At 68.0% G+C, this 11,135-nt stretch carries 9 protein-coding genes and 1 pseudogene; 6 read left to right on the top strand and 4 right to left on the bottom strand.

All coding sequences use genetic code 11. The features are described from left to right. Both DK254_RS04280 and DK254_RS04285 read right to left on the bottom strand, forming a co-directional pair. Window positions 1–153 (bottom strand): PAAR domain-containing protein (locus tag DK254_RS04280; protein WP_146219564.1); only part of this gene is annotated, 153 nt, incomplete at its 3' end. A 246-nt stretch (window positions 154–399) separates the two neighbouring features. Further along, complete coding sequence (locus tag DK254_RS04285; protein WP_109932487.1) at window positions 400–2,076, bottom strand: MFS transporter; 1,677 nt, start codon at window positions 2,074–2,076, stop codon at window positions 400–402. Between the two features lie 376 nt (window positions 2,077–2,452). Here DK254_RS04285 and ccsA point away from each other — a divergent pair, with 376 nt between their 5' ends. The 5 genes from ccsA to peaD all read left to right on the top strand — a co-directional run bounded on the left by ccsA (window position 2,453) and on the right by peaD (window position 9,396). Beyond that, window positions 2,453–4,633: a cytochrome c biogenesis protein CcsA gene (gene ccsA, locus DK254_RS04290; RefSeq protein WP_109932489.1), complete on the top strand. Its 2,181-nt coding sequence runs from the start codon at window positions 2,453–2,455 to the stop codon at window positions 4,631–4,633. Window positions 4,634–4,832: 199 nt separating this feature from the next. Continuing rightward, window positions 4,833–6,401 (top strand): quinohemoprotein amine dehydrogenase subunit alpha, encoded by a 1,569-nt coding sequence (peaA, locus tag DK254_RS04295; protein WP_177412023.1) that lies wholly within the window; start codon window positions 4,833–4,835, stop codon window positions 6,399–6,401. An 88-nt stretch (window positions 6,402–6,489) separates the two neighbouring features. Beyond that, the gene (peaB, locus tag DK254_RS04300; protein WP_109932493.1) at window positions 6,490–7,920 is read left to right on the top strand and encodes a quinohemoprotein amine dehydrogenase maturation protein; all 1,431 of its coding nucleotides are present in this window, start codon (window positions 6,490–6,492) and stop codon (window positions 7,918–7,920) included. 1 nt (window position 7,921) lies between these two features. Further along, entirely contained in the window at window positions 7,922–8,245 is a 324-nt protein-coding gene (qhpC, locus tag DK254_RS04305) for a quinohemoprotein amine dehydrogenase subunit gamma (RefSeq protein WP_009620363.1), read from the top strand. A gap of 29 nt (window positions 8,246–8,274) precedes the next feature. Further along, window positions 8,275–9,396 (top strand): quinohemoprotein amine dehydrogenase subunit beta, encoded by a 1,122-nt coding sequence (gene peaD / locus DK254_RS04310; RefSeq protein WP_109932495.1) that lies wholly within the window; start codon window positions 8,275–8,277, stop codon window positions 9,394–9,396. A gap of 45 nt (window positions 9,397–9,441) precedes the next feature. On the opposite strand, the gene DK254_RS34300 is transcribed toward peaD, so the two are convergent. Next, window positions 9,442–9,603 (bottom strand): PSPA7_2676 family Cys-rich small protein, encoded by a 162-nt coding sequence (locus tag DK254_RS34300; protein ID WP_177412012.1) that lies wholly within the window; start codon window positions 9,601–9,603, stop codon window positions 9,442–9,444. A 296-nt stretch (window positions 9,604–9,899) separates the two neighbouring features. Here DK254_RS34300 and DK254_RS04315 point away from each other — a divergent pair, with 296 nt between their 5' ends. After that, on the top strand, window positions 9,900–10,703 hold the full coding sequence (locus tag DK254_RS04315) for an SDR family oxidoreductase (RefSeq protein WP_109932497.1): 804 nt from the start codon (window positions 9,900–9,902) through the stop codon (window positions 10,701–10,703). A gap of 191 nt (window positions 10,704–10,894) precedes the next feature. Here DK254_RS04315 and DK254_RS34480 read toward each other — a convergent pair. Continuing rightward, a pseudogene (locus DK254_RS34480) lies at window positions 10,895–11,135 on the bottom strand (TetR/AcrR family transcriptional regulator); the annotation flags it as partial.

Genomic DNA, 11,135 nt, shown 5'->3' on the forward strand with positions numbered 1-11,135 from the left:
TATCCGGTAGGTCTTGCCGTCCTCGCCACAGGAAACACGATCGCCCTCACGCGCACGGGCAACGCCGAACATCATGACGCGCGTATCGGCTTCCAGCACCACACCACCACAGCTGGTCTTGTCCCCGCAACGAATGAAGTATCCGATGGCCATTGAAGCACCTCTCTTGATGATGTGAGGCACTGATGTAGCAGCAGACTGGTGCTGAGCAATGTGCCTGGCCCGAGGCTCGATGGTCTTGGCATCACAAGTAAATAGGAGGAGTCCGGAAAGCCTTGGGTAAACATCAGCGAGGCGGATCACAATCGCTGGAATCGGCTGTCAGCATCGCTGGAACAGGTAGCAGCCCCGAACGAAACAGCCCGCACGGGGCGGGCTGTTTCGAGGCAGGGGTGCGGCTCAGGCGTGGTGGATTTCGCGGTCCTTGGTTTCCGGCAGGAAGAAGGTGCCGAGGATGGCCGTCATCACCGCGATGACGATGGGGTACCAGAGGCCGTAGTAGATGTCCCCGGTTGCCGCCACCATGGCGAAGGCCACGGTGGGCAGGAAGCCGCCGAACCAGCCGTTGCCGATGTGGTAGGGCAGCGACATGGAGGTATAGCGGATGCGCGCCGGGAAGAGTTCCACCAGCCAGGCGGCGATGGGGCCGTAGACCATGGTCACGTAGATCACCAGCACGGTGAGCAGCAGCAGGACCGCCAGGTGGTTGGTCTTGGCCGGGTCGGCCTTCTCGGGGTAGCCCGCGTCCTTGAGGGCGGTGCCCATCTGCGCGGTGAAGGCCTCGGACTGCGCCTTGAAGTCCGCCGCCGCCAGGCCGCGGCCCTCGAAGCTGGCGATCACCTTGTCGCCGATGTGCACCTGGGCCACGGCGCCGCTCTCGGCCTTGACGTTCTGGTAGGGAATGGCCTTCTTCGCCAGCAGGCTCTTGGCCTGGTCGCAGGAGCTGGTGAATCTGGCCTTGCCCACCGGGTCGAACTGGAAGGCGCAGGCGGACGGGTCGGCGACCACGGTGACCGGGTTCTTCTCCTGGGCGGCGAACACGTCGGGGTTGCCGAACTCGGTCAGGCCCTTGAAGATCGGGAAGTAGGTCAGGGCGGCGAGGATGCAGCCGGCCATGACGATCTTCTTGCGCCCGATGCGGTCGGACAGGCTGCCGAAGAACACGAAGAAGGGCGTGCCCAGCAACAGCGAGCCGGCGATCAGCAGGTTGGCGGTCTGCGCGTCTATCTTCAGCGTCTGCAGCAGGAAGAACAGCGCGTAGAACTGCCCGGTGTACCAGACCACCGCCTGGCCGGCGGTGCCGCCGAGCAGCGACATGATCACCACCTTGAGGTTGTCCCAGCGGGCGAAGGACTCGGTCAGCGGCGCCTTGGACGCCTTGCCTTCCTCCTTCATGCGCTTGAACACCGGCGACTCGGAGAGTTGCAGGCGGATGTACACCGAGATGGCCAGCAGCACGATGGAGAGCAGGAAGGGGATGCGCCAGCCCCAGGCCTCGAAGGCCTCGTTGCCCAGGGCGGTGCGGCAGGCCATGATCACCAGCAGCGAGAGGAACAGGCCGAGAGTGGCGGTGGTCTGGATCCACGAGGTGAAGAAGCCACGCTTGCCCTGGGGCGCGTGCTCGGCCACGTAGGTCGCCGCGCCGCCGTACTCGCCGCCCAGCGCCAGGCCCTGCAGCAGGCGCAGGCTGATCAGGATGACCGGCGCCGCCACGCCTATGCTGGCATAGCTGGGCAGCATGCCCACCACGGCGGTGGAGATGCCCATGATGACGATGGTGATGAGGAAGGTGTACTTGCGCCCCACCAGATCGCCCAGGCGGCCGAACACGATGGCGCCGAAGGGGCGCACCGCGAAGCCGGCGGCGAAGGCCAGCAGGGCGAAGATGAAGGCCGTCGTCTCGTTGACCCCGGCGAAGAAGTGCTTCGCGATGATCGCTGCGAGCGAGCCGTAGAGGTAGAAGTCGTACCACTCGAAGACGGTGCCCAGGGAGGAGGCGAAGATGACCTTGCGCTCCTCCCGGGTGATGCCGTTGTGGGGTGTGTTGCCCGCGGCCGGGCTGTAGGTCTGCGCCATGTTCTTCTCCGTCTTGTTCTTGTGATGGGCCGGAGTCCTAACCACCGTTGCCGCACTCGGGCCATGGGGTTGATGCAGCGGAACACGGATAGTCGAAGCGAGACTGCAGACAGGCTTCAGGCTGGCCCGGCAAGGCGTGCGGGCCATCTAGAAGCATAAACGCCATCTTCCAGATATCCAGCCGCGGCGGATCGGCTAGAACTAAGAGTGCTGTCTCAGGCTGCAATGGCTGTCGCGAATTGCAACGCCGCGTGGCCCCTGGCCTTGCGCCAAGCGACTGTCATGCAAGGTCTTTTCGCTGCTGGCACACAATATGTAGAGGCCCGGAGGCGCATTCCCGCGAACACAGGCGGGAAGCATTCCAAGGAGGCCCGATTTGAAGAGGACGTTCACCCCATCGCCCGTGTTCCCCGGGCTTGGCGCCTTTGTCGCCACCTGCCTGCTGCTGTGGTTCCTGCCGTTGCTGGGCAATGCCTGGCTGTGGGCCAGCGCCGCGCTCATCGCCCTGGGCGCCGCGCGGCCCCGGTGGCGCGCCCTGGCCTGGCCGCTGGCCCTGGGGGCGCTGTGCGGCGCCTGCCTGGCGCTGGCCCTGCACCTGCTGGCCGACCATTTCCAGCTGCGCTACGCCTGGCTCTACAGCAGCGCCGCCTTGCCCGGCTACCTGAAGATGGCCAACCTCTGGGGCGGCGACGAGGGCACCGTGCTGTTGCTGGCCACCTTCTGCACGGCCATTGCCGCCGGCCAGGCGCGCCAGGCCGGCTGGGCCGGGCGTTGCGGGGCGCTGGTGGCCGCCTGGTACGCAGCCACCGCGGCCTGGCTCGGGCCCTTTTCCGCCACCCCGGCGGACTGGCTGGCGGCGCAGCCCAACCAGGGCATGAACGCCCACCTGCAGACCTTCTGGATGGCCTTCCACGCGCCCCTGGTGCTGGCCGCCTACGCCTGGGCCCTGGCGCCGGCCGGGGCGGCGCTGGATGCCCTGGGCGGTGGCGGCGAGGCCTATGGCGCGGTGGCCCTGCGCTACGGCCGGCGCGCCTGGCTGGTGCTCAGCGCCGGCATAGGCGCGGGCATGGCCTGGGCCATGGAGGACTTCACCTTCGGCCAACTGTGGCACTGGGACCCGGTGCAGACCTCGGCCTTCGTGGTCTGGGCGTTGCTCGGCGCGGTGCTGCACGGCGCGCGGCGCTGGCGCCCGGACGGGGCCAACCGGCGCCTGCTGCCATGGCTCAGCCTGCTGGCGGCGGCCATGGCCTGCGGCGCCATGGCGGTGACGCGCAGCACGGTGCTGGCCAGCTCGCACCGCTACATAGGCACCACCTCCTGGCTGGCCCACCTGGGCCTGGCCGTGGCACTGCTGGCGCTGGCCGGCTGGGCGACGCTGCGGGCGCGCCGCGGGGCAGGGCGCAAGGCCCGCTCGGACTGGACCCTGGACGTGGCCATCTACCTGTTCGCCGGCAGCGCGCTGCTGGCCCTGGGCGCGCTGCTGCAGGCGCACCTCTACGAATGGCTGGGGCTGGAGCGCCCGGGCGACCTCAAGCCGTTCTTCGAGACGCTCACCGCCTGGGCCACCACCGACGAGATGAACGGCCTGCGCCGCGCCTTCGGCCAGTGGGACGTGGACGGCTACGGCCTGGTGCGCTGGCTGCTGCCACTGCTGGGCCTGCTCGGGCTGATCGGCGGCTACAGCTTCCTGCGCCGCAGCGGCTGGCCCAGGCTGGCGCTGGCGGCGAGCCTGGCGATGGCCGTGGCCATGCTGCTGGTGGGCTGGCACGGCGGCTGGCTGAGCGCCGGCTACAGCGGCCAGGGCATGCTTTCGCAGAACGTCGTGGTGGTGCTGCCCTGGCTGGACGCGGCGTTGCTGGGCGGGGCCTTCCTGCTGGCGTCCTGCGCCTTCTGGTGCGTGCTCGCCCTGTGGCGCAGCCGGCGCCTGGGCAACCTGCGCTACAGCGGCGGGGTGGCGCTGATCCATGGCGGCGCGGTGGTCGCCCTGGTCGGCGGGCTGGCCGCCACGGCGCTGAACACCTACCTGCAGGTGACCATCCCGCCGGGGGCCTCCTTCGAGCAATGGCAGGCGCTGGCCAACGGCATGCAGCTGCGGGTGCTGCCCGACAGCACCCGGGCGGATCGCGCCGGCTACCATTCGGTGGCGCGGGTGGAGCTGCGCGACGGCGGCCGCCAGCTGGAGGGCCATGCGCTGTTCCAGGACAGCCGCGGCAACCCGCCGGCCTACCAGGGCCCGGTGCGGCAATTGTGCGAGATCCTCGACTACCACTACGCGCGCTTCGCCTCGGACCGCGGCTACGTGCTGCACCCCTTCATCATCCGCGGCTGGCTGGGCGACCTGCAGGTGTGGGTGCCGGCCTCGCCGCGGCTGATGGGGCAGGCCGGCGACGCCATCGAGAGCCTGGTGGTGATCCGCCGCTACCCGCTGCTGTCGTTCGTCTGGACCGGGCTGGCCTGCATGCTGCTCGGCGCCTTGCTGCTGCCCGGCACGGGCACATCGCGCAAGCGCGTCCATACTGCATCCCAGGCGCGTCCCGAGGGCTTGTCTCAGAGTTAGACAGCAATCGCGAAATTAGACGTGCCAACTTGTCGCAGGGTGGCCCGAAAACCCGTCGAAGGCCTGATTCGGCGGGGCTTGCGCAGTAGTGGCACACAACCTGCTAAACAGCTGGAGAGCTAGACGGAACCAGCTGTTCGCCCAGCGGTGGGCACAGAACAATTTCAACAAGAAACACCGAGGAGGCCTGATCTTGAAGATGACACGACTTCGGCACTACCTGGGCGCCGGAACCCTGGCCGCAATGGCCATGGCCCTGCAGCAGCCGGCCCACGCCGCCGATGGCCAGACCATCATCAACGCCAAGTGCATGGCGTGCCACACCCCAGAGGGCAACAATTCCCTGAGCCGCATCAGCCACCAGCGCAAGACGCCGGAGGGCTGGCTGATGAGCATCGCGCGGATGCAGGTGATGTACGGCCTGAAGATCAGCGACGAGGATCGCCGCGCGGTGGTCAAGTTCCTCGCCGACAAGCAGGGCCTGGCGCCCAGCGAGACCGATGGCGTGCGCTACGCCCTGGAGCGCCGGCTGAACACCGTCGAGCACTTCGATAGCAACTTCGAGCAGATGTGCGCCCGCTGCCACTCGGCCGCGCGCATCGCCCTGCAGCGCCGCCCGGCGGCGGAATGGGAGAAGCTGGTGAACTTCCACCTGGGCCGCTGGCCTTCGCTGGAATACCAGGCGCTGTCCCGCGACCGCGACTGGTTCGACCTGGCGAAGAAGGAGATGGTCCCGGAACTGGCCAAGCGCTTCCCACTGGACAGCAAGGCCTGGAGCGACTGGCAGAAGAACCGGCCGAAGGCCGAGTCCCTGGCCGGGGAATGGAGCTTCGCCGGGCACATGCCGGGCAAGGGCGACGTGGCCGGCACCATGAATGTCAGCGGCGGCGCCGACGACCAGTTCAAGCTCAGCGTCAAGGGCCAGTACGCCGACGGCACCCCGTTCAACGGCGAGGGCAGCGCGGTGCTGTACAACGGCTTCGAATGGCGCGGCAACGTCACCGTGGGCGACGTGACCATGCGCCAGGTGTTCGCCGCGCTGAAGGGCCAGATGCAGGGCCGCATGTTCGACAAGGCCCATGACGAACTCGGCCTGGACTTCGTCGCCGCGCAGAACGGCACCAGCCACGTGCTGGGCGTGCAGCCGGCGTACCTGAAGGCCGGCAGCGAGACCGAGGTCAGCGTCATCGGCAGCGGGCTGAAGGGCAAGCCGTCGTTCGGCAAGGGCGTGGAGGTGGTCTCGGTGGTGTCCGAAACCCCCGAACGCGTGACCGTGAAGGTCAAGGCCGACGCCGCGGCCGCGGCCGGCGAGCGCGAGGTCAGCGTCGGCACTGCCAAGGGTGGCAGCCTGGCGGTCTACAAGGACATCGCCGAGGTCAAGGTGGTGCCGGAGTTCTCCGTCTCGCGCATCGGCGGCAACGGCGGCTCCACGCCCAAGGTGCAGGGCAGCTTCGACGCCGAGGCCTGGGGCAAGGGCGCCGACGGCAAGCCGTTCCGCATCGGCGTGTTCCCGGCCACGTGGTCGGTGGAGCCCTTCGACGACCGTGCGAAAGAGGACCAGGACGTCAAGTTCGCCGGTGTGATGGACGCCGCCAGCGGCGTGTTCACCCCGGGCGACGCCGGCCCCAACCCCGAGCGCAAGATGATGACCAACAACGCCGGCAACCTGAAGGTGATCGCCGCCGTGGACGACGCCGGCAAGACGCACCAGGGCGAAGGCCACATGATCGTCACCGTGCAGCGCTGGAACAACCCGCCGATCCCGTGATCCACCGCGTCACACGGGTTCGGATGAACTGAACGCATGAACCCCCGCCCGCGGGCGGGGCGTACCAAGCAAGTTCCGGGAGGTCGCCATGGGCGCCATCTTGAATCTGGTCGAGCGCAACCTGCACGAAGTGCGGGTGGATGCCGACCGCCTGTTGTTCCACATCCCCAGCTCCTCGCTGTTCGCCAGCGACGAGCTGACCGGCGGGATCATCGATGCCCTGCGCGGGCACGCCTGCTCGCCGGACGAGCTGACGCAGCGCCTGGGCGGGCGCTTCGAGGCCAGCGAGATCGACGAGACCCTGCGCGAGCTGATCGCGCTGGAGCTGGTCAGCGACGGCTCGCCGCTCACCCCTGAAATCGGCATCAAGAAAGTCGACCGCACCGCGCTCAACACCGTGGTGCTGAACGTCAACACCGGCTGCAACCTCAGCTGCACCTACTGCTACAAGGAAGACCTGGACAAGCCCTCCGCCGGCAAGAAGATGGGCGCGGAAACCGCCGAGGCCTCGGTGGAGATGCTGCTCAGGGAATCGCCCGACGAGAAGCGCTACACCGTGGTGTTCTTCGGTGGTGAGCCGCTGTCCAACCGGCCGCTGATCGAGCACATGGTGGCCTACTGCGAGCGCCGCTTCGGCGAGCTGGGCAAGGTGGTGGACTTCGTCATGACCACCAACGCCACGCTGCTCACCGAAGAGATCGTCGACTGGCTCAACGCCCACCGCTTCGGCCTGTCCGTCAGCATCGACGGGCCCAAGACCGTGCACGACCGCAACCGCATCACCGTGGGCGGGCAGGGCACCTACGACGTGGTGCGGCGCAAGGCCGACATGCTGCTGTCGCGCTACAACAGCCGCCCGGTGGGCGCGCGGGTGACCCTGACCACCGGCGTCACCGACGTCGAGACCATCTGGGACCACCTGTTCAACGAACTGGGCTTCGCCGAGGTCGGCTTCGCCCCGGTGACCTCGGGCGACATCAGCAGCTTCAACCTGACCGGCGAGGAGCTCAAGCAGGTCTTCGCCAACATGAAGGCCCTGGGCCGCCGCTACCTGGCGGAGGCGCTGGAGGGGCGCAACATCGGCTTCTCCAACCTGCACCAGCTGATCACCGACATCCACGAGGGCCAGAAGAAGGCCCTGCCGTGCGGCGCCGGGCTGAAGATGCTGGCGGTGGACCACAAGGGCGAGCTGAACCTGTGCCACCGCTTCACCGGCTCCTCGCTGCCGACCTTCGGCAACGTGCACGCCGGGGTCAAGCAGGCCGAGCTGAACGACTTCCTCTCGCAACGCCTGGACCGCACCGACACCGGCTGCGCCAGCTGCCGCATCCGCAACCTGTGTTCCGGCGGCTGCTACCACGAGAGCTACGCGCGCTACGGCGACCCGGCGCACCCCACCTACCACTACTGCGAACTGATGAGGGACTGGGTGGACTTCGGCATCGAGGTCTACAGCCGGATCATGGCCTCGAACCCCAGCTTCATCGACCGCCACATCACTCCGCGGAAGGCGCACTGACATGAAACATCTCAAAGCGATCAACAACAAGGCACAGCAGCTGGAGCAGGCTGCCGCCGAGGACCGCATCGAGGACGTGGTGGCGATGAACTCGGTCGCCGGCTGCGCCTCCACCACCGACCCGGGCTGGGAGATCGACGTGTTCGGCGGCGTCTCCTCGCTGTGCCAGCCGATGGAGGCCGACCTCTACGGCTGCTCCGACCCCTGCTGGTGGCCGGCCCAGGTGCCGGACATGATGAGCACCTACCCCGACTGGAACAAGGACGCCCAGGCCTCCGCGGAGAACTGGCGCAACCTCGGCACCGTATTCCCGGACGACAAATGAGCGGACAGAAGAACAAGAGGAAGCACTGCATGTCCAGAAAAGCATTCGCCGCCGTCCTCGGTGGCCTCTCGCTGGCCTGCGCGCTGCACGCCGCAGCCGCCGCCAACGAGGACAAGGCCCTGGAAAGTGGCCACGAGTACCTGGTGTCCACCAACTACCCGAACAACCTGCACGTCATCGACATGCAGACCGACAAGCTCTACAAGACCTGTACCGTTCCCGGCGCCTACGGCCCGGGCATGATCCAGCTGTCGCCGGACCGCAAGATCGCCTACGTGCTGAGCAACCACTACGCGGACATCTACGGCCTGCAACTGGACGACTGCAAGCCGGTGTTCCATGCCACCATCGCGCAGAAGGCGGGCGAGAACGCGCGCTCGATGTTCTCCATGACCGTCAGCCACGACGGCAAGGAGGTCTACGCCATCGCCAACCCGACGCTGATCCTCGCCGAGCACTACGAGGTGCAGCAGCCGCGCCTGCAGGTCTACGCCGCCGATGGCGGCATGGACGCCAAGCCGATCCGCACCTTCCCGGCACCGCGCCAGCTGACCATCATGCAGACCGGCGACGATGGCACCCTGTACGTGGCCGGCCCGGACATCTACAAGGTGGACGTGAAGACCGGCAAGTTCGACGTGCTGATCCCCAGCCGCAACTGGAAGCGCCCGAACTACGCGGCGCCGGACGTGCTCTACGTGTGGAACCAGCAGACCTACCCGCGCGACTTCTCGCTGCTGTACACCACCGCGAAGTTCAAGGACGCCAAGCAGGACCCGGCCACCGCCGACTACCTGTACGGCTTCTTCAACATCGACCTGGCCACCGGCAAGACCGAGACCGTCGACTTCGGCCCGGTCACCGAGGTGTACTTCAGCGGCATCCGCTCGCCGAAGGACCGCAACGTGATGTACGGCGTGCTCAACCGCCTGGTCAAGTACGACATCAAGGCGCAGAAGCTGGAGAAGGCGGCCAACCTCGACCACTCCTACTACTGCCTGACCGCCAACAAGGCCGGCACCAAGCTGTACCTGACCGGCACCCTGAACGACGTGGCGATCTTCGACGCCGACAGCCTGGAACGCATCGGCGACCTGAAGCTGCCCGGCGGCGACATGGCGATCACCACCAGCCAGGCCTTCATCCGCTGAAAACGCCGGGCGCCGCCTGCTGGCGGCGCCCGGTCGGGCTTTTTTTCAGGCGCCGGGGTCGACGACCTCCGGCTCCGCTTCCTCCGTGCTCAGGTAGCGTTGTGCGCCGCAATGGCTGCAGCGCTGGTGGAGCATCAGCACCTCGCCCACGCGGGTGGGCACGCCCTCGCTCCAGCGGCAGCCCAGGAAAAAGCAGCGTAATCGCATGAGACCTCCCGTCGGGAGCGGCTCCCGACCGCAGAACAGGCAGAGTGGGTTCGGATCGCCCCGGCTTGTTCTTGTCTGGCGACGGTCGCGGCCAGCATCCGCCCGGCACTCTAGAATGGGCAATCTAATCGACGCGGGGCCCGTGGGGCGGGGCCTGTCGCTCCAACTGCCGTCGTCTTTTCGGGCGATTGACCCGCCGGGGCATATCCCTAGCATCCGGGGGTGACGGCGGCTGCGCGCCCGGTGTGCGCGCCAGGTTTCGAACGATGGGGGCCACGAGGGCCCGGGGTGACGAGATGAGCAAGAACAGCAAAGGCCGCGCACTGGTGACCGGCGCTTCCGCCGGTATAGGCGCGGCCTACGCCCAGCGCCTGGCGGAGCGGGGCCACGACCTGCTGCTGGTGGCCCGCGACCGGGAGCGGCTGACGGCCCTGGCCGCCTGCCTGCAGGCCGAGTACGGGGTGGACGTCGACATACTGCCGGCGGACCTGACCGAACCGAAGGAGCGCGCCCGGGTGGAAGCGCGCCTGGCCGGGGACGCCGGCATCGACATGCTGGTGAACAACGCCGGGATGGCGGTCAAGGGCAGCATGGTGGAGGCGGGGCTGGACCAGCTGGAGCAGATGATCACCCTCAACGTGCTGGCCTCGGCACGCCTGGCCGGCTGCGCGGCCAAGGCCTTCGCCGCGCAGGGGCGGGGCACCATCGTCAACCTCACCTCGATCCTGGCCCTGGCGCCGGAGCAGTTCAACGGCGTGTACAGCGGCACCAAGGCCTTCCTGCTCAACCTGAGCATCTCGCTGCAGCAGGAACTGGCGCCCCTGGGCGTGCGCGTGCAGGCGGTGCTGCCGGGCGCCACCCGCACGGAAATCTGGGACCGCTCGGGCACCGACGTCCCGGAAGACATCCTCATGGAAGTCGGCCACATGGTCGACGCTGCCCTGGCCGGGCTGGACCTGGGCGAGCTCATCACCATCCCGGCGCTGCCCGACATGCGGGACTTCGAGGCCTACACCCGCGCGCGGCAGAACCTGGCGCCCTTCCTCTCCGGCCGCCTGCCGGCGGAGCGCTACGGCGTGCAGGTGGAATCGACCCCGTAGGGCGCATAACGCCTACGGCGTTATCCGCCAAATCGCGGACGGAGTCCGCGATTCACCGGCCGCGCCGGACATCCCGGTGGTGCGACCAACGGCGGATAACCGCGAACGGTTATTCGCCCTACGTCGCCCCACCCACGCTATTCCCCTGTAGGAGCGCGCCCTGCGCGCGAAATCGCGGGCAGGGCCCGCTCCTACAGTTCGCCCGCGACATCGCGCTTGAGATAGCGCCGGGTGCTTTCCAGGATGCGTTCGGACAATGCCGGGTCGGCCACGCTGCGCGACAGCAGCAGGGCGCCGACCAGGGTGGCCAGGGTCGCCACCGCCTGGTCCGCCGGATGCTCCGCGGGCAGGACCTTCTCCAGCCGCTCCAGGCGCTGGGTCAGGGCCCGGTCGGTGGTCGGGCTGGGGCGGCCGCGGGCGCCCAGTTCGGCG

It is taken from the genome of Pseudomonas sp. RW407 (genome assembly GCF_003176655.1).
GTDB lineage: Bacteria > Pseudomonadota > Gammaproteobacteria > Pseudomonadales > Pseudomonadaceae > Pseudomonas > Pseudomonas delhiensis.

Bases quoted from the DNA above. Each gene is read 5' to 3' on its own strand.
- DK254_RS34300 (WP_177412012.1), bottom strand. From the start codon at position 9,603: ATGCGATTACGCTGCTTTTTCCTGGGCTGCCGCTGGAGCGAGGGCGTG.
- DK254_RS04315 (WP_109932497.1), top strand. From the start codon at position 9,900: ATGAGCAAGAACAGCAAAGGCCGCGCACTGGTGACCGGCGCTTCCGCC.
- peaA (WP_177412023.1), top strand. From the start codon at position 4,833: ATGACACGACTTCGGCACTACCTGGGCGCCGGAACCCTGGCCGCAATG.
- peaD (WP_109932495.1), top strand. From the start codon at position 8,275: ATGTCCAGAAAAGCATTCGCCGCCGTCCTCGGTGGCCTCTCGCTGGCC.
- DK254_RS04285 (WP_109932487.1), bottom strand. From the start codon at position 2,076: ATGGCGCAGACCTACAGCCCGGCCGCGGGCAACACACCCCACAACGGC.
- qhpC (WP_009620363.1), top strand. From the start codon at position 7,922: ATGAAACATCTCAAAGCGATCAACAACAAGGCACAGCAGCTGGAGCAG.
- peaB (WP_109932493.1), top strand. From the start codon at position 6,490: ATGGGCGCCATCTTGAATCTGGTCGAGCGCAACCTGCACGAAGTGCGG.